Below are 21,568 nucleotides of genomic sequence, written 5' to 3' on the forward strand. Positions count from 1 at the left end.
ACGCACTGGTTTCGGATCTACTCGTTCAGCTTATTTTTGACATCGCCTTTTTTATCTTGAAGTTTTCCTTTTGCTTGATCCTTTTTCCCTTCTGCTTTCAGGTTTTGATGATCCGTTGCTTCCCCAAGCTTTTCTTTGACTTGCCCTTTGACTTGATTTGTTTTTCCTTTCGCTTTATCCATATGTCCTTTTTCTTCACTCATTTGTTCCACCTCCACGTTTGATACTATTTATTTAGCCTTTTTGAAAGATACAAAACATCTGAGTGTGCGATGTACACGTTTCAGGTATGATAGACATACTGGAAAGAAGGGTGGGTGTTCTCATCAATGATCATCTCTGAAAAGATATTCACAGTTCGTGGGCTGACCTATCATATTCGGTCCGCTTCAATGGCCGATGCCAAACAGTTATCAGCTCTCAGACTGAAAATCGATGGTGAAACAGAATATTTAGACCGTGAACCAGGCGAAGCCTTTCTTGATGAAAAAGCATTTGAGGCTTTGATTGAAGAGGATACCAAGCAAAGCCGGCATTTATTTTTGGTCGCTGCTATTGAAGGAAAGATTGTCGGTTTTTCAAGATGCGAGGGCCATGCACTCAAGCGCTCTGCTCACAAAGTGACATTAGGCGTCGCCATCCAGAAAGATGCTTGGGGCTTTCACATAGGGAAAGAGCTTTTAGCCGCTTCAATTGACTGGGCAGATCAGCAGGGCATTCAGAAGGTGTCTCTTCATGTGCTTGAAACGAACAAAAAAGCCATTCGGTTATATGAGAACCATGGATTTTTGATTGAAGGTGTATTAAAAAACGATAAACGGCTGAGTGACGGATTATATTATGATACTGTTGTGATGGGAAGGCAGCATCCTAGTTCCTGACCGCTTACATGACATAGCTCCATATCATCGAAATCGCACTGTATATCAGAAGCACCCCCATCACATACTGGAACGGTCTTTCATAAGCAGTCAAAAAGCGCTTATACAAAGAGCCAAATAAGCTCCAGCTGAATGTACCGAGAAAGCCAATAAGTGCGAGAATCAGCGTCCATATGACATACTGCATATTAGATTGTCCATATGGCAAAACAAATGTTGAAATCACAGTCAATCCATACAAGATGGCTTTTGGATTGATAAATTGCAGCATCATACCAGGGATAAAATGATTGTAGCGATCAAGTGTTTCGTCATCCCCGCCTTTACTTTTCATGATTTTGACCGCTAAATAAATCATGTATGCGGCTCCGATGAACGCCATGACCCAGCCTATTTTCGGCATCACTTGATAAAGAATGATATTAAAGAAGCAGCTCAAACACAAAATAACGAGAAAACCGATACCCACACCTAAACAAAATCGAAATGTTTGCTTGACCCCATATTTATTCGTAAAGACCATGGCCATGATGTTGTTTGGCCCTGGGGTAAAGCTGCTAACAAAAGCATAGATCAACATAGATACAATCAAGATGACGCCTCCCTTATACGTTATTTAGACTTTAATTACTTTATTGCGTATATTACGTTTTATTGTAACGTTCAGTCTTTATAAAGTAAATAGAGAAAGGAGCTTTTTTCATGGAAGACGTACAATCCATTATTTCTAAAAACGTGAGGCTTCTTAGAGATCAAAAAAAATTAAGCCTCGAAAAGATGGCAGAATTAACTGGTGTCAGCAAGACCATGATTGGACAAATCGAAAGAGGAGAATCAACCCCTACCATCACGACTTTGTGGAAAATCGCCAACGGATTAAAAGTATCTTTTAGTGAGCTCATTTACGCACCACAGCCTGAAATCAAGGTGGTACGCAAGGAGGATGCGCAGGTTTTAACTGAGGACGACGGCCGTTATCGTGTGTACACGACTTTCCCCTTCGATGACAGGGGGAAATTTGAAATGTACCGAGTAGAAATTGATCGAGGCGGGTCGCTGCGTGCGAGTGAACACATTGGGGGAACAGAGGAATTGATCACTGTTTTTGAGGGAGTTCTTGATTTATCTATTGGTGATGAACAATACACCTTAAAAGCTGGAGACTCTATTCGTTTTAAAGCGGACCGGACGCACACGTATAAACAAACCGGAGAACAAATGGTACGGATGCAAATGATTCTTTATTATCCTCATGAAAAAAGCTGACAGGCTTGTCCACCTGTCAGCTTTTTGTTTTCTTTAATTAAATCCCGGATCGCGTACCACGTATCACACTGATCCTTAAGCATAAGAAAAGGCCGATCAAGCCTACTCTCTTGATCGGCCTTTTTATTTATTTTTGCTCTGCTTCCCAGCGGGCAACCTCTTCTCTTACTTTAGGAGCCACTTCTTTTCCAAATAGCTCAATGGCTTTTAGCACTTGATCATGCGGCATTGAACCAACCGGTACATGAAGCATAAAACGTGTGATGCCTACATTTTTTCTAAGATGAATGACTTTCTCTGCCACGGTATCTGGATCTCCTACATACAGCGCCCCTTCTAAAGTTCTCGCTGCATCAAACGTAGAACGAGTATAAGGTCCCCAGCCTCGCTCTCTCGCTAATGTGTTCATCACATGCTGTGTGGATGGGAAAAATTGATCTGCTGCCAGGTCTGTTTCTGCCGCAACAAATCCATGAGAATGTGATGCTACAGTTAATTTTTCAGGGTCATGTCCAGCGTGCACTGCCGCTTGCTTGTACAGCTGAACGAGCGGTGCGAACTGTCTTGGACTTCCGCCAATGATTGCAAGTACAAGCGGTAATCCTAGTAATCCAGCACGTACGACGGATTCACGGTTTCCTCCACTGCCGATCCAGATTGGAAGCGGATCTTGAACAGGTCTTGGGTACACCCCAACATCCTGAATGGATGGGCGATGCTTTCCGCTCCATGTTACACGCTCTGACTGCTGTAATTTCAACAGCAAATCAAGCTTTTCTTCAAATAATTCTTCATAATCATCAAGGTCATAACCAAAGAGCGGGAATGATTCAATAAATGAACCACGGCCTGCCATAATTTCTGCACGTCCGTTTGATAGTCCATCTAGCGTTGCAAAATCCTGAAATACACGAACAGGATCTGCTGATGAAAGGACTGTCACTGCACTTGTCAGACGAATATTTTTTGTTTGTGTTGCTGCAGCCGCTAAGACGACAGCTGGATTCGATGCGGCGAAATCCTCACGGTGATGCTCACCTACGCCAAATACATCGAGACCGACTTGATCTGCTAAAATAATTTCTTCTACTACTTCTCGAATACGCTGTGCATGACTGACTGTTTTTCCTGTTTGAAAATCAGGTGTTGTTTCGACAAATGTACTAATTCCTAGTTCCATGATTGGAACCCCCTATCTTATAAATATGTCACAAATTCAGAAACTGGCTTTCTATAACCTCTCGCTTGTCTGCTCTCTACTTTTTCTTTTCCAAGTGTAATCATTAACACAGGAACCAAATCTGATTGAATGTTTAATACCTTTTTCATTGCTTCGGGATCAAAACCGATCATCGGGCAAGTATCCCAGCCTTTATTTTTAGCGGCAAGCATAAACAGCATGGCAGATAAGGAAGCATTTCGGATCGCTTCTTCCTTCTGGAAATCTGCCCCTCTCTGCTCATAAAAGCTCACGGTCTCTCTGACCATTTCTTCATATTGCTGCTTATTTAAAATGCCTAGCATTTTCAGGCCTTCATATATGTCCCCAGCGTGCTCATAAGCGTTTGGATCTCCGAGTACGATGATCGCTGCTGAAGCAGAGTGCACTTTATATTGTCCAAATGCCGCTTCTCTTACTTGTTCTTTCAGCTCTTCTGTTTGGACGACAACATATTGTGTGTGCTGTAAGTTAAAAGCAGATGGTGCGAGCTTGACCTCTTCAAATATGCTGTTAAGCTCTTCTCTCGAAATCGAGATATTTGGCAAAAAATTTGATGCGGATCGTCTTTCACGTACCAATGTATCAAAGCTGAGTGTCATCTTGTTTCCCCTTTTCGCGAAGTTGTTTTGCACCTAAACCGATTTGTTTTAGTAATTCAATCAGCTGCTCTTTTTCTTCTTTTTCAATAAAGGATAGATTTTGCGAAATGACCTCTGTGTGTTTAGGGAAAATGTCGTCAAACAATTGCTTCCCTTTTTCCGTAAGCTGTACATGGAATACCCGCTTATCTGAAGGCGCACATTGCCTTTTCACCAGTTCTTGTTTTTCTAGTTTGTTCACGACATATGTCATGCTTCCACTTGGGATTGACAAGATGTCGCTGATTTTTTGAACAGGCTGAGGCCCTTTACTGTAGAGCAATTCAAGGATCTGAAAGTTTTCAAATCCGATATCATAACGTTCAATGTCTTTTTGGATATTTGTAAAAAGGGCTTGATAGGCTTTCATCCATACGCGGAATAGCCTTAAATCTAATTCATGATCATGCTGCACCATGGCAACTACTCCTTTTTCAAGAAATCCTAAAACTAGGATAAATTTATCCTAACACTAGGATATTTTCTTGTCAATGAGTTTGTTTCATGAAAAAAAGACCACCTTGGTTCAGTGGTCCTCTTCTTTTAAGGTGAAATGCATTTCAGCAATTTGTTTATATTGATGTACTTCCTGTAATGAAAACTTGGATTCCAGATCCGCTGGCGAAAAGAGAGGAATTCCTCTTCCAATGATGACAGGTACGATTTGAAGAAAAAGCTCATCCACCAATCTTTCTTTTATGAAAGATTGAAGCAGTCCCCCGCCGCCGACAATCCAAATATTCCGGCCTGTTTCATTCTTTAATTTTTTCACAAATGATAAGACATCTTCGCGAATGATATGGGTTCCTTCCAGACTGTCTTGTAACGTACGTGACATGATATAACATGTCTTTCCTTCATAAGGAAACTCATCTGGTGACAGTTGAAGAACTTGTTCATATGTATTGCGCCCCATGATCAGTGTATCGACTGACGCATAAAAGGTGTCGTAGCTCGTTTCATCTTCGCCCTCTGTCCCTATTAGCCAATCGAGCCGGTGATCCTCTCTCGCTAAATATCCATCGATACTCATCGCCCCATAAAAAAGCAGTTTCCTTTTCTCACTCAATCCCACCACTCCCTTACTTCAAATAAGAACATATATTCTATTTTATCAAAAAGGAAAGACAAAGGCTACATAACTTTCTCCTTTTTACGATTCCTGTTCCACCTTGACGAGAAGCTCGTATAATTTATGCGCGAGCTTGCCGGCATCAATAGTCATTTCTTCATGAATCCATTCCTCGAGTACCCCCACGACACCAGACACGACAAAAGAGGCCTCTATTTGTTCATTCTCTGTAATAGGACGCTGATCAAGCTGCCACTCTTTCATGATTTTTTCTTTGAAAAAGGCTTTGAATTGATTGGTCGTTGGGCCATTTGGTTTTACAAATAACGTCAACATATATTGATTCTCTTTCAAGTATTCAGTCGTTTTGTTTAAAAAGGAAAGCATATCAAGAGGATCCTGACTTGGAAAGGTTTCATCATATAATCCCCCGAGCTGATCGAATAGTTCTTTCTCAAGCTGTTCATATAAATCAAACACATCTTGATAGTGCAAATAAAAGGTTCCCCTGCCTAAATCCGCTTTCCTTGATAGCTCTGATACCGTAATCTGCTGGACTTCCTTTTCCTTTAACAGCTCAAGGAAGCTTTCCCGAATGGCTCTTTTTGTTTTGATTGTTCGTCTGTCCTTCATGAAATCCCCTCCGTTTTTGAACAATCAGGCGTTAACTGTCTAATTATGAACAGGTTATCATCCATTGCCGATGTTCGATCTCTTTACTTCTTATTATAATCAACACATGTTCAATAATATATATCTGTTCAAAAAAGGAGGCCATCATATGCTTCATTTCAGACTTGCCAGAGAGGATGAACTGCCTCAAGTGGCAGAGTTGTTAGATGATTCGTTTCAGGACTATTCATTTTTTGACTTATTATGTGAAAAGGTCTCAAAGCGCTCTGCTTTCGCTCGTCAGCTGCATTTGGTCAATACAAAGGTGTATTTTCAGCATCAAATCTGTTTTGTCGGGGTTGAGAACGAGAAGGTTGTGTCTGCTGCCCTTTTAAAGCATCCGCATCTTCCTGAACCAGGCGTCATAAATTATGTATTGTCAGGTGGGTTAAAGCTGCTCTTCACTGGCGGTATTTCGGCCATTCAGCATGTGTTCCGTGTTTTAAAGGAGGCGAAAAAAGCGTGTTCTTCCTTAAAGCAGCCTTACTGGTATTTAGAAGCACTTGTCGTGGCAAAAAACCAGCAAGGAAAAAAACTCGGAAGCCGCATGTTAAAGCAATGCCTTTTTCCCTTTATCGCCCGGCAAGGCGGCGGGCTGTTCACACTGATTACACACAACGAGGCCAATCGTCATTTCTACCGGAAAAATGGCTGGATGGAGTTTGATGAAAGGGTATTGCGCGGAAAGGAAATATCCTTGGAAAGCTGGAGCTATAAAACCGTGATTAAATAAGGTATCCTCATCAGGTGATGATATAATAGAGTCAGTTCAATCAATGATCATACTTGGAGGAGAGACTGATGATACGACGACTTGATCATATCGTGTTGACTGTACAACATATGGAGGAAACCATTCGCTTTTATACAAACGTATTAGGAATGAAGGAAGAAACTTTTGGTGAAGACCGTAAAGCGCTTCGTTTTGGTTTACAGAAGATCAACCTTCATGAAGCTGGTCATGAATTTGAGCCAAAAGCGGCTCATCCTCTTCCTGGATCTCATGATTTGTGCTTTATCACCGATTTAGACATGGACAGTTTGCTGCTGCACCTCCGGAAGCAAGTGATCCCCATTGAAGAGGGGCCGGTCATACGCACCGGTACATTAGGTCCAATTGAATCTGTTTACATCCGTGATCCTGATCTGAATTTAATTGAAATCTCTCGATATATAGAGGAGGGTGATCCGTCATGACTCGTATATTTTTGAGACCGATTGAAGAGCAAGATTATCCTGGTATTCAAAGAGGGTGCCAGCATGCAGAAACACTTCATATGACTGGCACACGAAAAACGTTCACACTAGAAGAAATTCGATCCGCCTATACCCGTTTTTTGCAGGATGACAGCAGACGAGATTTCGCCATTTGTCTGCTGGATACGAAAGAGATGATTGGAGATGCGGCGATTGTGGACATTGATCCAATCAATCATACGGCAAGCTTCCGCATTGCGCTTCACGGGCCGGAGCATTTTCAAAAGGGCTATGGCACTGAAGCTGTTCGGATGGTTCAAGCATTTGCCTTTGACACATTAGAACTCAACCGTCTTGAGCTTGAAGTCTTTTCCCACAATCCAAGGGCCTTTCGAAGCTATGAGAAAGCCGGATTTCAATATGAAGGAAAAAGACGCCAAGCGCTCTATTTCAACGGTACATACTCAGATGTCATCATCATGGGCATCCTTCGTGAAGAATATAAAAACATGATGAATACAGATGCTCCTGCTTAAGAAGGGTCATCTTTTTTAAAAAATTGAATCCCAGTGACGATGATTAAACAAATGATGGAAGAGAGAACGATAGAGACGCTTGATAGACTGAGCGCCATGCCTTCCCATCTGCCAATAAAGAGACTGACAATCAATAAAACCAAACCAAATAAAATCAAACATATAGGGACAATGAACCCCGCATGGCGCTGCCGGCTTCTTTTCCCTGCCCACCATGAGAGACACAATACAACCATTGTAAAAATAGCTGTTTGCAGCCAGAACATATGATATCAACTCCCTTTCTCTTTTTTGAACCTTTAACTACGGAGGTACTTCAAATGAACATTAGACCCATCGAGCAAAAAGACAATCCGTATATCGCAGCGATTATCCGCCAGTCACTAGAATCAGCGAATCTAGCTATTGAAGGAACAGCCTACACTGACCCCCAACTTGACCAGCTTTTCGAATACTATCAATCATTGACTCATGCAGCCTATTGGATTGCTGAAGAGCATGGTGAGATTGTGGGTGGTGTAGGGATTGCTCCATTCACAAATGGAGTATGTGAATTACAAAAGCTTTATTTAAGTCCAAAAGCACAAGGAAAAGGTGCGGGCAAAAAACTGATGGATACGGCACTGGAATATGCCTCTACATACTACGAAGCGTGTTATTTAGAAACCCGCCGGGAATTAACAGCGGCTATAGGCCTTTATCAGCGATATGGCTTTTCTCGTCTTTCAGAACCGCTTGAAGGCTCTGAGCATTCTGCAATGGATGCTTGGTATCTCAAGACCTTCTCATCATGAACCATAAAACAATCGATAGGTTTTGAGCCTCTGAAAGCCTAACTTTTCTGCTAGTTTGATTGAAGCTAGATGATGGACATCGCAATCCCAATGCGGTGTCCTCTCTTTTTCAAGACAGATGCTAATCATATACTGAGCTGCCAGCAGCGCCAAACCTTTTCCTCGATAAGTCTCATCTGTCCAAATATCTATCTCCGCACGATCCTTACTTGAAAAAATAGAGACGCATTCACTTACCACGTTCTCTCCATTTAAAATGGCAATCCCGATTCCCTTTGATAGAAAACGAGCAGCTTCTCCCCAATAGGCTTCGTAATAGCTAGGAGGAAAAGTCCTGCTTGCAGTCATCACCTGCTCATTTGTCCGCTCTACTCTATAGCCTGGATGAGGCTGAGTGGCATGAGAATATGCCTGTGGATAAACGTACGCATGTCTTTCCATTTCATCCAGATGTAGCCCAAGACATTTTTTCATCATCGCATCTGTTAATGGATTTGCTGAAAATATGGTGAACCGGGCATTTTGTCTTTTCTGCCTTTCGTACACATCGACAATGAAGGCTGAGCAGCGTAACAGCTCCGCTTCACTCCTTCCTGCCACATAATAAATGCCGCATGAAGCTTCGAGAAAATATACAAGCGGATGCGCTTCATCATCTACATAAAGATGTCCTTGTATGACGCCATCCATGACCGCATCTACAAACACTGGATATGCCGGATCGATCTGCTTAATTCCTTCTTTCATTGCTGGTGTCTTTTGCCGTTCCAAGAGATGCACGATTTCTCCTCCTTTCCTTCCATTATAAAGAAAAAGCTGCTGACATACAGGACTCTTTTCAGCAAAAGCAATTCTTCTGATCAAAGGCACCATTTTAAAAAGAGACCTTAGTTAAAAGGTCTCTTACTTCTGCATGACATTATTCTCCCGCTGCCTCTTCTGTCACTTTTCCCTTCCAAATCAGGGTTAAGCCTAATCCAAGAAATAAGACAACACCAGCGAATAGAAATGGGAAGTGAATATTTTGGTCGAATAAAATGCCGCCAAGTGCCGGCCCGAAAATCGTACCTAGGCTTGTGTAGGTGGAGTTCATTCCTGCGACAAATCCTTGCTGGTTGCCAGCGATTTTGGATAAGAAGGTCGTTAATGCTGGACGCAATAAATCAAACGCAAGGAAAATGACACATGTGACAATCAAGACAACCAAAAAGCCTGACACCACGGTTGAAACGAAAGCAAGGACAGCCCCGATAATCAGACATAGCTGAATGACTCTTTTTTCTCCTAAGGTATTTACCAGTTTACCAAACACAAGTACTTGGATGATGACTGCCACAATCGAGCTGACGGTAATGATCACGGCAATATCTTTTGGACCAAATCCAAACTTATGATTTGTGAACAAGCTAAAGACTGTTTCATAAGCAGATAGTCCAAATGCGAGGACAAATACAATGATAAAGGCGATGAGATAGCTTGGATGAATTGATTTTTTCAAATCTTTAAAGAAAGTCGATTCTTTCACCTCATTCATTTGCTTCTCTCGCTCTTCTTTTGTTAAAGGCTCCTTCAGCATAAACATAGACGAAATGACGGCAATAAACGCAATCCCTGCTGCAAAGAAGAATGGCAGGCGTACGCCGTATTCTGCAATAAACCCGCCAATTCCCGGGCCAATGATAAAACCAGTACTAATGGCCGCAGAAACATAGCCCATCGCCTTTGATCTTTCTTGAACGGTCGTAATATCTGCGACATACGCAGTGACAGCAGGCATGATAAATGCCGCACTAATTCCGCCGAGAAGCCTTGCAACATACAGAACGTACACGTGTGTTCCAAGACCAAAAACGAGTTCTGATAACGCGAATAGGAACAGCCCAGACACAATCATAATCTTTCTTCCGTAGCGGTCTACCCATCTCCCTGCAATCGGTGATGCAATGAGCTGAGCAACGGCAAACGCCGCCACAAGGTATCCCATCGTACTTCCTGTTAGATGCATCACATTCATGAATAGCGGCATGACAGGAATAATGAGACCAATGCCTAAAAACGCGATAAATATATTACTTAATAAAATAACGAGTACTGCTTTTTGCTCACGAATCGGTTTTTGCATGATGTTTGTTTCCCCTTTACAGACTCACTTGTTACTCATGATGGTTGATTCCGTGAATAAACAATGAGATCGCCTCTTTTTGTAACTCTTTCTTCTGCTCAATGGTGTCATTTTTATATAACACGTCTAATCCATAAAAAACGGAAAGTAATATTTTCACTTTTGACTCCACATGCTGGATCGACCAGCTGCCATCTTCATTTCCCTCAAGTAAGATATCTCTCATCACATCATCAAAATCGACATCAATCTTGTTCAGCCGTTCCATGACTTCGTCTGATGTAAAGGCGCTGGCGCAAAATTCCTCACTCGCTCTCATTAATGGGTAGTTAATCCCCATTTGACTGAGCAGCTCTGCAAATCCGGCAAGCTTTTCAATAGCTCGGTTCAGTGTTTTCTTTTCCTCATGCCACGTTTCCATCATCAAACGATGATCCTCTTCCATAATATGAAGAAACAAAAACTCTTTTCCTTTGAAATGATGATAGAGATTGCCTTTACTCACCTCAGCAGCCTCTAAAATATCGCGCACGGATGTTTCTGAATAACCTTTTTTCGCAAATAAATCACGAGAAGCGGTGACGATTTTTTGCTTTGTCTTCTCACTCTTTCCAGCCCCGCTTTGTGTACTTGTCATGTTTCACAATCCCTTTCTACCCTACATTTCTTAATGCGAACAAAATAAAACCGACCAGTTGGTTTATTTTTTTATTATAAATGGATTTTCCTCATAATACAATGAAAAAGGCATCGATTCATAAGGCGTGATTCATGTGAAAACGAACAAAACAGTCATCTGCTCTATCATTAAAAAGGACTTATACGCATTTTTCTTCTGCACCTTTTCATGGCTGCCTTGGCCTACTACGTGTTCATCATTCATTTAATTTTCCTTTATATTTAACTTCACTTAAATATAAAGATTGCCTATAATAAAATAGAGGTGATGTCATTGGATGAGGAAATTATTCATTACAGTAAAAAAATCATTGAATACTCGAATGCTCTAGGCTCAATTTATGTAGAAGAGTATCAGCGATTTTTAAAACATGAGTATGCAGATTTATCAGCCAAACAAGAACTGACGCTTGAGCTACTGCGCACAAAAACGAGAACAATCAATGAATTAGCTGATTACTTTTCGATTTCTGCCAGCGCAGCTAGCCAGCTTGTATCAAGGCTTGAGAAGCTCGGCTATGTCAAACGAGAAATCAATCCGCATAACCGAAGAGAAATTATTGTTGATTGTGCTCAAAAGGGCCATGACTATCACAAGAATACAGAAGACATTCAATTGCACCTAATTCAAAAATATTATGCAAAGCTTCCAAAAGAAGATTTAAAAACATTACTATCTCTATACGAAAAAATCTATCAGATTGCGAAAGAAGCGCCTTAATACGGTGTTTCTCTCCCTAACATTTAATCTGACTAAACTATTAAGGGGCTGAAAATATGACAAGTATTCATTTACAAGATGGTCGGCACATCGGTTTGACTCAATACGGTGATCTTGAGGGGTTTCCAGTATTCTTTTTTCATGGAACACCTGGATCAAGAGTGATGTTTTTAGATGATGATCCAATCTCTCAAGAGCTCGGCATTCGTCTCATCTGTTTGGATCGACCTGGATTTGGTTTATCCCCCCCTCTACCTGACCGCACAATTTTAGACTGGACAAAAGACGTGCTGGAAGTGGCAGATGATCTTGGCATTCAACATTTTTCAGTGATGGGTGTATCTGGAGGCGGTGCATTTGCTGCTGGTTGTGCCTATCAATTGCCGGATCGCGTCCTTTCAGCCGCTCTGATCTCAAGTACAACCCCTTTTCAGGACGGAAAACCGCCGAAAAGCATGCTGAAAGAAAATAAATTAGCCTTTTTCCTTAGTAAGAAGTTTCCTTGGCTATTGAAAGCAAGCTATCGTTCCCAGAAAAAAATGATTGAGAACAAACCAGAGAAATTTAAGAAGCTGGCCAAAAACGGGAACAAGCATTTACATCCATGGGATCGGCAATTCCTTCAAACCGATGAGCAGTTAGAAATGATGATGACACATTTACACGAAGCGACTCGTCAATCGGTGGATGAATGTATTCGTGAACCAATTTTACTTTCGAAACCATGGGCATTCGATATGAAAGATATTCAGATCCCTGTTGATGTCTGGCATGGAAAAGAAGATACGATGGCTCCATTTGTAGAAATAGAAAAAATAGCTCGGGCAATTCCAAACGTCAAAACCCATTATATAGATCAAGCAGGGCACTTTCTTACTGATGTAGACGATATTTGGCGAGATATTTTACGCTCTTTAAAGGAGCGTGCTGAACATCAGAAACATGCATGAAAAAAGACCCGATATGACTCGGGTCTTTTTCTTCATTAATATTGTTCATAATACCTCTGCACTTTATCTGGATCCTTTGTCTTCGTCAGTGCCAGCATGAGCAGAATACGTGCTTTTTGCGGGTTTAATGAATCAGACGACACAAAGTGATGTTCATCATCCGTTTTTTCATGGGTGACAATCCCATTACCCGTACGGCTTGATCGCACGAGAACCACATCTTTTTTCACTGCATCTGTTGCTCCTTTGATGGCTTCTGTTGACATCGTTCCATTTCCTGCTGCGGCTACAACAATCCCTTTCGCTCCTGCTTTTACTGCAGCATCATACATATATTTTTGATCATTTTGATAGCCGTATAAAATATCAACTTGTGGCAATTCTTTTATCTTCGATACATCAAAATCGCTTTCAGTCGTATGTTTTCTTGTTGGTTCGTTATAAAAGGACACCACTTCACCAGCAATTTCTCCCATGTATCCTTGCTCAAGTGACTTGAAGGCATCAGTTGTGGTTGTGTTTGTTTTCGTAACAAAACGAGCTGATGCAATTCGGTCATTTAATGTGACCATGACCCCTTTGCCCTTTGCTTCTTTGGTGGATGCAATTTTCACCGCATGATACAAGTTAAGCGGGCCATCTGCACTGATAGCCGATGCTGGTCTCATTGAGCCAACGACCACAACAGGCTTATCACTTTTGACAACCAGATGTAAAAAGTAAGCTGTTTCTTCAAGTGTATCTGTTCCATGCGTGATGACAATGCCATCCACTTGATCATCTTTTAATAGCTCATTCACTCGTTTGGCTAATTTTAAAAGAAGAGCTTCATCAACATTTTCACTTCCAACATTCGCAACCTGCTCACCAGTGACATTTGCAATATCCTTCAGCTGTGGAACTGAAGCAATGACTTTATCGATGCCAAGTGCACCAGATTTATAGCCCGTCGTATCTGTATCACTGTCTGAACTGCCAGCAATCGTCCCGCCTGTGGCTAATACCTTAATATTTGATAAGGACTTATTCCCTGTTTCAACGGCATTGTTTTTCTCTTTTGTTTCATTGGATACGTTTTCTTTTTCGCTTTGATTATTCTCTTGAGAGCCTGTGTTCGCACAGGCTGCTGTCACAAGTAATAAAACGGAAAGAAGGACAGCACCTAACCATTTTGTCATGTTCATTGGATCATCTCTTTTCCTCATTTGATGGATTTATGGCTAAACTCTATCTATAGGCTTTACTTTATACCATACCTTCATTCATCGGCATGAGGCTAAAGATATAGAACCAAATAAAGGTAAAAAGGTCTTTATATTAAAAATTTATTCAATTCGTAATGCCTAAATTTGCTGTAATTAAATTAAGTATTGAAGGTTGCTTATTTTAAAAATAACCGATGCTTGATCATGAATTTATGATAAAATATAGTAAATTTTACAAAAAAGGAGTATACATTTTGCATTCGCTTCAACCCTTTTACAAAATCCTAATCTCACTATTCACTAGCTCTATTTTACTCGGCTTGTTTGTATGCTTATTTCCACCTATTCAAGCTGAGCCTGCGTTTCTGATATTTTACATTCCTATCTTTTTTGTTTATTTTTTCGTCTTTGCGGTTCCTTTGCAGTTATTGTTTTCTTTACAGCCAAAGGCTTTTCATCTACTTTATTTAGCTGCTTATTTACTGATTGCAATGGTTGTCATGCTCTTTTTCATTGATAGTATTGGGAGCCAGGCGTCTTTACCCATCATCATCATGAGCAGTCTTATCTACTGGACCTGTGATTCTTTGTTTTATCAAAGAATGCATGAAAAAAACACCTAATGCTAAGGTGTTTTTTTAAAGCGTGTATATCTTTCTCATCAAATAATCGGTATCCTTTTTGAGCGATCTTCCTAGGACGTACAAAATCCTGTTCTGTATAGTGACGAAATTCCTCCTACGCTTGACCACACAATCAATCATGCCATAAGAGGAAATCTACCTCAGTGATAGGAATTGTTATTTCATACTTGTACCAGCGTGTGAAAAAATCGGATCTTTCAATTCAAATTCGAATGTCTTTCCGTCCACAATACCGATTGTTTTTTCACTGTCATAAAGCTCAAGCATACAAGCTGCCATTTCTTTTGATGTATGATATTTCTTAAAATTCCCTTCATATTCAAATTCGTCTACATCCAATGAACGCTTTGCAAATTCTGATTCTGTCGCAGATGGCGCTAATACTTTTGCCTGTAATTTGGCACCTTTTCCTTTCAACTCTAGGGCAAGTCCTTCTGTAAAGGCGCTCACGTAAAACTTCGTTGCTGAATAGGTGACAGCATTGCCGACGACTGTATAGCCTGCTCGTGAAGAAATGTTAATGAGCTGCGCTCCCTCTACTTGCTCATAATCACGAACAAATAAGGTGGATAGAATCGTTAATGCTTCGATATTCAGACGAAGCATATCCCCAATTTTACTTAAATCTTGTTCTCCTATAGAGCCAAAGTGACCAAACCCTGCATTATTAATGAACGTATCCAGCTCATAATCTGACAATGATTCATAAAATGAATACACTTGCTCTATGTTTGTTAAATCGACTGACTGTATGACTACTTTGATATCGGGATATTGATCATGAATCTTCTTCTTCAATTCTTGGAGTTTATCGAGCCTGCGTGCAGCTAATATAAGATTTTCCCCTCGTGCTGCAAAGGCGAGAGCCGCCTCATATCCAATACCTGAGCTTGCTCCTGTAATGACTGTATAGACCATTTTATATCCCCCTATTCGTTACTCGCTACTTGACTGTTTAGAACCTTATAAAAAATTGGTGATTAATTCCTTATGATTACTTTTAATATTTGCAAAATTCTTTCTCACAATCAGCCTTTTTATCTGCTTCGACTGAAGACCCTCCAATTTCATCCATCGACTTATTATAAATTCCCCAGAATTCTTGTTTTGGATCTTTGTTTAGATACCCCTCAACACTAATTCCACCCATTGGGTCTATGTCATACTTCTCTCTATATGTAATATCACTGATATTTTCATAATTGGCTTTTAAAAACGATGTCATTCTTTTTTTGGCTGTTTCAAACAACTTTATTTCTTGTTCATTTTGTAGTTTAACATCATTTTGATGCTTCATGAAAATTCCTCCAGCTAATATAACACCAAAACAAATTAGGATCATTATGTTTCCCTTTTTATTAAACATATCATTTTTTCCTTATATTTTATAATAAGAGGGGTTATCTCTTCTGTAAAGACGCATAAAATTCGTTGTCAAATAGGTAACCTTGAAAAATTCACCTAATCCGAAGCACAGCTTGACAAAGATCAGGAACACAGCCTGCCCAATCTGCTGACCCAATACTCCTTAGAAATATGATATTTTTTTATTTTTCTTTTGCGTCGACAAGAGCTACTCCAATTTTTTTATTTGTAGGATCATATATTCCAGAAAATTTTTTATCCCTATCATTATTTAAATACCCTCTTACTTCTACTCCGCCAGTTGGATCAATATCATATTCACTTGAGAAATCAATTTGTTCAATAGATTTATATCCCTCTTTTATATACTGTTCCATATATTCCCTTGCTTCAATTACTAAAAATTGTTCTTTATCTTTTACGCGCTCTTTCTTATCAGATTCTAGCTTCATAATAAATCCTCCGACTGCTATAATAAACACCAACAGTATAAATATAGGGGTTTTCATTGAATATCACCCTTTAATATAATTCTACATAAATTAGTGGATAGATTAAATCAAAATGCGAAAAAACATTACAAGTTAAGCATGATAGAAAAGCTCTTTTATCAATATTGTTAGAACTAAATAGAGAAAGATAGTCGAATTCAAGTATTAGTAAATCAATCTCTTTAGACAGCTTGTAACAATTAAAGAGAAGTAAGAAGCACAGGTTGCACCTGTGCTTTTAGATTGTTGACAAAGGGCTAAAATGATGTTTATTTTAGCCCCATTGTCTTCTTTTCAGCGTGATAGAAAACCTTTGCAGTCTAGGAAGGGCGAGTACCGGAGCGCAGACCTGACACCGAATGCGAGGGTTTATCTACACGGTGCAAGCACAAGTGCACCTGTCCTTAACCTATTTATGCAAAGAAGCCCTCAAGGTCTCTGTTCAAACGCCTTCTTTAATTGATCCCCCATCAGATGCCAAGCTTCTTCAGCTATGGCTAAATCTCCGGCGTGCGTGAAGCCGTGTGGAACTCCTTTAAATTGTTTATACGTGACGTCTACCCCAGCTTCTTTTAACTTGGCAGCATATTGCTCAGCTTCTTCAGCTAGCGAATCCTTCTCTGCTGTGATGACGAGAGCTGGAGGCATTTGTGCCAAGGATGAACGATCTGCAAAAACCGGGGAAACGAGCGGATTGCGCGGATCTTGGCCTTGCAGATAGAAGGAATTAAAGAGTCTCGCCAATTCAACTGGAATCGCTTCTTCAAACGCTGGCTTTTCTGCTGGATCAGTGGCTAGATCAAGCGGCGGATAATCAAGCACTTGATAGGCAATTGGGAGTGTATTTCCTTTTTGAATATTCAATAGACAAGCAGCCGTTGCCAAATTTCCTCCTGCACTATGTCCGCCAATGGCTAATGCAGTCCGATCGATTTGAAGTTCATCAGGATGTTCATACAGCCACTTCAGTACATCGTAGCATTCATGAAGAGCCGCTGGGAAAGGGTGCTCAGGAGCAAGCTGATACTCGACATTGACCACGATACATTGCGCCCGGTCTGCAATGACTGGACACCATGGATTATCCATTTCAGCACTGCCCATGATAAATCCGCCTCCATGTAAATTCACAAAAACAGGAAGCAGCTGTTTTGATGTGTTCACTGGTTTAAATACCCACACCTTTGTTTCGCCAGCACTTGTTGGAATGTCATATTCCATTTTGTTCACTTCAGGAGGATTTACTGGCTTTAGTTCCGATTGGCTCGCTAATGAACCTTCAGATGGCTGGCGTAATGACGCAGCGATTTTGATTTGTTCTTCTAAGTTCATGATCTCAGACTCCTATCTTATTCATTTCTTAGTTACTCATTCGTTTCCTTTTCCTCTTTTCCTCTTTTCCTCCTACTAAACCAGCAGCTACTTTCATTTATTCACTTTTTACCTATCTCCCCGTTTTCACTCTCTTTGAAACAAGCATTGAGCAAATAAAAAAAGCACTGCGGCCCTATGTCCTCAGTGCTTTTCATTTCTCTTATGATACTTGCTGTTCTACCTTCACTCGTTTAATGAAGAAGGCAATAATCAAACCGATGATCGTCATGATCACTGCAAAGATAAATGCATGCTGGACGCCATTTGTAAAGGCGAGCAGCTGATTCACCGGATTTGCGGGATCAGCCACATTTTCCATAAAGCTGCGAGCTCCTGATGAAAGAATCGAGATACCAATCGCTGTACCAATGGCTCCTGCCACCTGCTGCAAGGTATTCATAATCGCTGTACCATGCGGATATAGCTCTGGCGGAAGCTGATTTAATCCATTGGTTTGAGCAGGCATCATGATCATCGCGATTCCGATCATTAAGGTAATATGAAGGGTTACAATGAATCCAATCGACGTATTCACACTTAGATTCGTAAAGCCAAACATCGTCGCTGCGACAATGACAAGACCTGGAATGACAAGCCATTTTGGACCAAACTTATCAAATAGACCCCCCATGATTGGAGATAGCAGTCCGTTGATAATTCCACCTGGCAACAGCATTAAACCTGCTGTAAATGTAGAAAGCGCCAAGGACGTTTGCAGATACAATGGCAAAATCATCATAGCAGACAGCATTACCATCATACACACTAAAATCAGAAGTAACCCAATGACAAACATCGGATATTTAAACGGGCTTAAGTTCAGCATTGGTTCTTTCATGTTCAACTGTCTTAAAGAGAACACGAGAATCCCTATGACACCAACTACAATTGCAACGATGACATGCATACTGCTCCAGCCGCCGCCTTCCCCGGCACTGCTAAAGCCATATACTATTCCACCGAAACCAATGGTTGAAAGCACAATCGATAAGATGTCGATTTTCGGTCTTGTTGGTTCTGTAATATTTTGCATAAAGATAAAACCAAAGACAAGTGCAGCCATTAATAAAGGAAGTGAAATCCAGAAAATCCAATGCCAAGTCAACGATTTCAAAATAAGGCCAGAGACTGTCGGGCCGACAGCTGGTGCAAACATAATCACAAGACCAATAATTCCCATTGATCGGCCTCGTTTATGAGGCGGGATGATGACCAAAATCGTATTAAACATCAATGGCAGAAGCAATGCTGTACCGACTGCCTGCACGACACGTGCTACCATTAAAATACTAAAGACCGGCGCAACCGCCGCAATAAATGTTCCGATGATCGAAAAGACGAGCGACGTAATGAAAAGCTGCCTTGTCGTAAACCATTGAAGAATGAGTCCTGAAATCGGTACGAGAATACCAAGTGTTAATAAATATCCTGTTGTCAGCCACTGAGCAGTCGTCGCTTCAATTCCAAAGTCTAACGTTAAACTTCTCAGCGCCATGTTTAATGCCGTTTCACTGAACAGGCCAATAAATCCAGCTGTGATAAAAGAAATAATAATGGGCAGCGTTCGAATTTCAGAAGCTGCTGCTTGCTGTTTGTTCATATTAAGTTGGCTCCTTTTCTTTTTCAATTTAGATGAACCTTAGGAAGTCAGGGTGGTCAGAAATGAGCCACTTTCATGTCTATTGAAAGACGGATAAAATCTGTTTTTCTGCAGCAAATTGAGCAATTTTGTCGATCGAATAGCCAGATTCATGTATATAAAACATGAGCTCAGGCGTCATTGGAGAAGACATACATAACGTTGTCAGTTCTATATCCTTTATATTCGCTTCTCCCTTTTCTCTCGCTTCTTCAAGCAATTCACGAATGATTTGTCTGAGTGATTGACTGTAATGACTATCATACACTTTACTTGTCTGCTCTAAATTCCCAGAGATTGTGAGCATCCGAATCCAGTCTAAATGGTGACCGACGATCAGATGAATTTCTTCGAGAACATAGCGTAATCGTTCACGGACCGGCTGATCACTTATTTTGCTCAAGTAAAGATGCAAAGCTGGGATCAGCTGTTCAAATCTCTCCCCAAGGATAGAAAGGCATAGATCACTTTTATTGGCGTAGCGGCGGTATAGAGTGCCCTGTCCAACACCAGCTGTTTTCGCAATTTTATGCATGCTGACATTTTCTACACCAAATTCTTGAAACAAGGAGAATGCGATCTCTTCAATTTCCTCACCAATATCCTTTTCCACGATACACACCTTCTTTACCTTCATCCACATGACACTCATCTCTATGTGTTAAATCAAAACACTTTAGGTTTTTCTTAGGACAATTGTCCCGATATTATCTTACGGACAACTGTCCGCATTGTCAATCATTATTTTTTTCTTTCAATTCTATTAAATGATGCACACAGTTTATCATTATTTAGACCGATTTTCCCTTTTGAAAGAATCATGTATGATCAATAAAGAAAGCGCTTCCATAAAAGGAGAGGAGAATGCGAATATGTACCGTATGAAACGAATGTTGATGCTGGTTGTCACTGGATTAGTCTTGAGTTTGTCCACATTTACTGTGGGTGCCTCGGCACAAACGGGTGGATCGTTTTATGAACCTTTTAACAACTATAATACGGGGTTATGGCAAAAAGCCGATGGATACTCGAATGGAAACATGTTTAACTGTACGTGGCGTGCAAATAATGTGTCGATGACCTCAGCAGGTGAAATGCGTTTATCGCTCACAAGTCCCTCCTATAACAAGTTTGACTGCGGAGAAAACCGCTCCGTTCAAACGTACGGCTATGGGTTATATGAAGTCAACATGAAGCCCGCCAAAAATGTGGGGATCGTCTCTTCTTTCTTCACTTATACGGGACCGACTGATGGCACCCCTTGGGATGAGATTGACATTGAATTTCTAGGAAAAGATACGACAAAGGTACAGTTTAACTACTATACCAATGGTGTAGGAAATCATGAAAAGATCGTCAACCTTGGTTTCGATGCAGCAAACTCTTATCACACGTATGCATTTGACTGGCAGCCAAACTCTATCAAATGGTATGTCGATGGACAATTAAAGCATACCGCCACCACACAAATTCCTCAAACACCAGGGAAAATTATGATGAACCTGTGGAATGGTGCAGGTGTCGATGAATGGCTTGGTTCCTACAACGGTGTTACACCACTCCATGCACATTATAACTGGGTGCGTTACACAAAAAGATAACTCTATCAAAAAACCTGTGACTTGTCACAGGTTTTTCTTCGTTTAATTTGAACTAGTTTTCAGCTGATGAGCGAGTTTTTTCTCATGATTGTGGATAATATCTTCATAACTTTCTATTTTGAAATCCAATCGTTTAATGGTCTCTTCGATTTCCTTTTGTTTTTGGACGAGTCTTTCTCGTTCATTGACCAAAATGTTTTTTCGCGAAGATAACGTATGATTATCATCCTCAAAAAATAAGGCTGTATATTCTCTAAGCGCATCAATCGAGAGCCCAGCATTTCTCATACACTTGATAAATTCAATCCATTGAAGATCATCCTCTGTATAATCACGAATCCCATGATCGTCACGTTTGATTTCCCTAATCAAACCAATATTTTCGTAATATCTAAGTGTCGCAGTGGATAAAGCGAGCTGTTTTGCTGCTTGTGCTATTTTCATTGTGCCCTCCCTCTTTCTCTTACCTTCCGATCTCCCTTTTCTCATCATCTCCATTT

Annotated in this window: 28 protein-coding genes; 9 read left to right on the forward strand and 19 right to left on the reverse strand. The window is 40.7% G+C overall.

What is annotated here, in order from left to right; translation table 11 throughout:
- Positions 1 to 17 precede the first annotated feature (17 nt).
- Complete coding sequence (locus V6Z54_RS04525) at positions 18 to 203, reverse strand: CsbD family protein (protein WP_034665964.1); 186 nt, start codon at positions 201 to 203, stop codon at positions 18 to 20.
- A gap of 126 nt (positions 204 to 329) precedes the next feature.
- Between V6Z54_RS04525 and V6Z54_RS04530 the strand changes: the two genes are divergently transcribed.
- Entirely contained in the window at positions 330 to 881 is a 552-nt protein-coding gene (locus V6Z54_RS04530) for a GNAT family N-acetyltransferase (protein ID WP_041089284.1), read from the forward strand.
- Positions 882 to 885: 4 nt separating this feature from the next.
- Here V6Z54_RS04530 and V6Z54_RS04535 read toward each other — a convergent pair whose 3' ends face one another.
- Positions 886 to 1,473, reverse strand: coding sequence for a LysE family transporter (locus V6Z54_RS04535; protein ID WP_073979600.1), 588 nt, complete (start codon positions 1,471 to 1,473; stop codon positions 886 to 888).
- 110 nt (positions 1,474 to 1,583) lie between these two features.
- On the opposite strand from V6Z54_RS04535, the gene V6Z54_RS04540 reads away from it, so the two are divergent.
- Complete coding sequence (locus V6Z54_RS04540; protein ID WP_041089280.1) at positions 1,584 to 2,147, forward strand: XRE family transcriptional regulator; 564 nt, start codon at positions 1,584 to 1,586, stop codon at positions 2,145 to 2,147.
- 127 nt (positions 2,148 to 2,274) lie between these two features.
- Here the strand turns inward: V6Z54_RS04540 and V6Z54_RS04545 are convergent, their stop codons facing one another.
- The 5 genes from V6Z54_RS04545 to V6Z54_RS04565 form a co-directional block, all read right to left on the reverse strand.
- Positions 2,275 to 3,327: an LLM class flavin-dependent oxidoreductase gene (locus V6Z54_RS04545; protein ID WP_024425426.1), complete on the reverse strand. Its 1,053-nt coding sequence runs from the start codon at positions 3,325 to 3,327 to the stop codon at positions 2,275 to 2,277.
- A gap of 17 nt (positions 3,328 to 3,344) precedes the next feature.
- On the reverse strand, positions 3,345 to 3,968 hold the full coding sequence (locus V6Z54_RS04550) for a nitroreductase family protein (RefSeq protein ID WP_058837412.1): 624 nt from the start codon (positions 3,966 to 3,968) through the stop codon (positions 3,345 to 3,347).
- On the reverse strand, positions 3,952 to 4,425 hold the full coding sequence (locus V6Z54_RS04555) for a MarR family transcriptional regulator (RefSeq protein ID WP_058837411.1): 474 nt from the start codon (positions 4,423 to 4,425) through the stop codon (positions 3,952 to 3,954). Before V6Z54_RS04555 ends, V6Z54_RS04550 begins: the two co-directional genes overlap by 17 nt.
- A 108-nt stretch (positions 4,426 to 4,533) precedes the next feature.
- The gene (locus V6Z54_RS04560) at positions 4,534 to 5,076 is read right to left on the reverse strand and encodes a dihydrofolate reductase family protein (protein ID WP_058837410.1); all 543 of its coding nucleotides are present in this window, start codon (positions 5,074 to 5,076) and stop codon (positions 4,534 to 4,536) included.
- 84 nt (positions 5,077 to 5,160) lie between these two features.
- Positions 5,161 to 5,712: a TetR/AcrR family transcriptional regulator gene (locus V6Z54_RS04565; protein WP_048240359.1), complete on the reverse strand. Its 552-nt coding sequence runs from the start codon at positions 5,710 to 5,712 to the stop codon at positions 5,161 to 5,163.
- A 148-nt stretch (positions 5,713 to 5,860) separates the two neighbouring features.
- On the opposite strand from V6Z54_RS04565, the gene V6Z54_RS04570 reads away from it, so the two are divergent.
- From V6Z54_RS04570 to V6Z54_RS04580, 3 genes are all read left to right on the forward strand, one after another.
- Positions 5,861 to 6,484 (forward strand): GNAT family N-acetyltransferase, encoded by a 624-nt coding sequence (locus V6Z54_RS04570; RefSeq protein WP_338527755.1) that lies wholly within the window; start codon positions 5,861 to 5,863, stop codon positions 6,482 to 6,484.
- A 68-nt stretch (positions 6,485 to 6,552) separates the two neighbouring features.
- Positions 6,553 to 6,948: a VOC family protein gene (locus tag V6Z54_RS04575; RefSeq protein WP_338527756.1), complete on the forward strand. Its 396-nt coding sequence runs from the start codon at positions 6,553 to 6,555 to the stop codon at positions 6,946 to 6,948.
- Entirely contained in the window at positions 6,945 to 7,484 is a 540-nt protein-coding gene (locus V6Z54_RS04580; RefSeq protein ID WP_039176793.1) for a GNAT family protein, read from the forward strand. The genes V6Z54_RS04575 and V6Z54_RS04580 overlap by 4 nt, the downstream gene beginning before the upstream one ends.
- Here V6Z54_RS04580 and V6Z54_RS04585 read toward each other — a convergent pair.
- Positions 7,481 to 7,750, reverse strand: a complete 270-nt coding sequence (locus V6Z54_RS04585; protein ID WP_268473331.1) for a YesK-like family protein — start codon at positions 7,748 to 7,750, stop codon at positions 7,481 to 7,483. The genes V6Z54_RS04580 and V6Z54_RS04585 overlap by 4 nt on opposite strands.
- 54 nt (positions 7,751 to 7,804) lie before the next feature.
- On the opposite strand from V6Z54_RS04585, the gene V6Z54_RS04590 reads away from it, so the two are divergent.
- On the forward strand, positions 7,805 to 8,278 hold the full coding sequence (locus V6Z54_RS04590; protein ID WP_041089264.1) for a GNAT family N-acetyltransferase: 474 nt from the start codon (positions 7,805 to 7,807) through the stop codon (positions 8,276 to 8,278).
- Here V6Z54_RS04590 and V6Z54_RS04595 read toward each other — a convergent pair.
- The 3 genes from V6Z54_RS04595 to V6Z54_RS04605 form a co-directional block, all read right to left on the reverse strand.
- Positions 8,273 to 9,058 (reverse strand): GNAT family N-acetyltransferase, encoded by a 786-nt coding sequence (locus V6Z54_RS04595; protein WP_041089337.1) that lies wholly within the window; start codon positions 9,056 to 9,058, stop codon positions 8,273 to 8,275. The genes V6Z54_RS04590 and V6Z54_RS04595 overlap by 6 nt on opposite strands.
- Before the next feature lie 139 nt (positions 9,059 to 9,197).
- The gene (locus V6Z54_RS04600) at positions 9,198 to 10,400 is read right to left on the reverse strand and encodes an MFS transporter (RefSeq protein WP_338527757.1); all 1,203 of its coding nucleotides are present in this window, start codon (positions 10,398 to 10,400) and stop codon (positions 9,198 to 9,200) included.
- Between the two features lie 31 nt (positions 10,401 to 10,431).
- The gene (locus tag V6Z54_RS04605) at positions 10,432 to 11,037 is read right to left on the reverse strand and encodes a TetR/AcrR family transcriptional regulator (protein ID WP_041089258.1); all 606 of its coding nucleotides are present in this window, start codon (positions 11,035 to 11,037) and stop codon (positions 10,432 to 10,434) included.
- 309 nt (positions 11,038 to 11,346) lie between these two features.
- On the opposite strand from V6Z54_RS04605, the gene V6Z54_RS04610 reads away from it, so the two are divergent.
- Both V6Z54_RS04610 and V6Z54_RS04615 read left to right on the forward strand, forming a co-directional pair.
- Complete coding sequence (locus V6Z54_RS04610) at positions 11,347 to 11,799, forward strand: helix-turn-helix domain-containing protein (RefSeq protein ID WP_041089256.1); 453 nt, start codon at positions 11,347 to 11,349, stop codon at positions 11,797 to 11,799.
- A gap of 56 nt (positions 11,800 to 11,855) precedes the next feature.
- Positions 11,856 to 12,749: an alpha/beta hydrolase gene (locus tag V6Z54_RS04615; RefSeq protein ID WP_041089254.1), complete on the forward strand. Its 894-nt coding sequence runs from the start codon at positions 11,856 to 11,858 to the stop codon at positions 12,747 to 12,749.
- A gap of 35 nt (positions 12,750 to 12,784) precedes the next feature.
- Here V6Z54_RS04615 and V6Z54_RS04620 read toward each other — a convergent pair whose 3' ends face one another.
- The 7 genes from V6Z54_RS04620 to V6Z54_RS04650 form a co-directional block, all read right to left on the reverse strand.
- Complete coding sequence (locus tag V6Z54_RS04620; RefSeq protein WP_338527758.1) at positions 12,785 to 13,933, reverse strand: type II asparaginase; 1,149 nt, start codon at positions 13,931 to 13,933, stop codon at positions 12,785 to 12,787.
- An 821-nt stretch (positions 13,934 to 14,754) separates the two neighbouring features.
- On the reverse strand, positions 14,755 to 15,516 hold the full coding sequence (locus V6Z54_RS04625; protein ID WP_041089249.1) for an SDR family NAD(P)-dependent oxidoreductase: 762 nt from the start codon (positions 15,514 to 15,516) through the stop codon (positions 14,755 to 14,757).
- Positions 15,517 to 15,598: 82 nt separating this feature from the next.
- A complete protein-coding gene (locus V6Z54_RS04630) occupies positions 15,599 to 15,895 on the reverse strand; it encodes a DUF1433 domain-containing protein (protein ID WP_241768948.1) in 297 nt (98 codons plus the stop codon).
- A 250-nt stretch (positions 15,896 to 16,145) separates the two neighbouring features.
- The gene (locus V6Z54_RS04635) at positions 16,146 to 16,415 is read right to left on the reverse strand and encodes a DUF1433 domain-containing protein (protein WP_052468298.1); all 270 of its coding nucleotides are present in this window, start codon (positions 16,413 to 16,415) and stop codon (positions 16,146 to 16,148) included.
- A gap of 468 nt (positions 16,416 to 16,883) precedes the next feature.
- The gene (locus V6Z54_RS04640) at positions 16,884 to 17,786 is read right to left on the reverse strand and encodes an alpha/beta hydrolase (RefSeq protein ID WP_041089244.1); all 903 of its coding nucleotides are present in this window, start codon (positions 17,784 to 17,786) and stop codon (positions 16,884 to 16,886) included.
- 202 nt (positions 17,787 to 17,988) lie between these two features.
- Positions 17,989 to 19,428, reverse strand: a complete 1,440-nt coding sequence (locus V6Z54_RS04645; RefSeq protein ID WP_073979605.1) for a DHA2 family efflux MFS transporter permease subunit — start codon at positions 19,426 to 19,428, stop codon at positions 17,989 to 17,991.
- 79 nt (positions 19,429 to 19,507) lie between these two features.
- Entirely contained in the window at positions 19,508 to 20,080 is a 573-nt protein-coding gene (locus V6Z54_RS04650; RefSeq protein WP_058837393.1) for a TetR/AcrR family transcriptional regulator, read from the reverse strand.
- 259 nt (positions 20,081 to 20,339) lie between these two features.
- Here V6Z54_RS04650 and V6Z54_RS04655 point away from each other — a divergent pair, with 259 nt between their 5' ends.
- Positions 20,340 to 21,068 carry a glycoside hydrolase family 16 protein gene (locus V6Z54_RS04655; protein ID WP_041089240.1) on the forward strand — a complete coding sequence of 243 codons (729 nt, stop codon included), beginning with the start codon at positions 20,340 to 20,342 and terminating at the stop codon, positions 21,066 to 21,068.
- Between the two features lie 42 nt (positions 21,069 to 21,110).
- On the opposite strand, the gene V6Z54_RS04660 is transcribed toward V6Z54_RS04655, so the two are convergent.
- Entirely contained in the window at positions 21,111 to 21,512 is a 402-nt protein-coding gene (locus tag V6Z54_RS04660; protein WP_338527759.1) for a MerR family transcriptional regulator, read from the reverse strand.
- Between the last annotated feature and the right edge of the window lie 56 nt (positions 21,513 to 21,568).

It is taken from the genome of Bacillus sp. MAG717A (assembly GCF_036884855.1).
Classification (GTDB): domain Bacteria; phylum Bacillota; class Bacilli; order Bacillales; family Bacillaceae; genus Bacillus; species Bacillus safensis.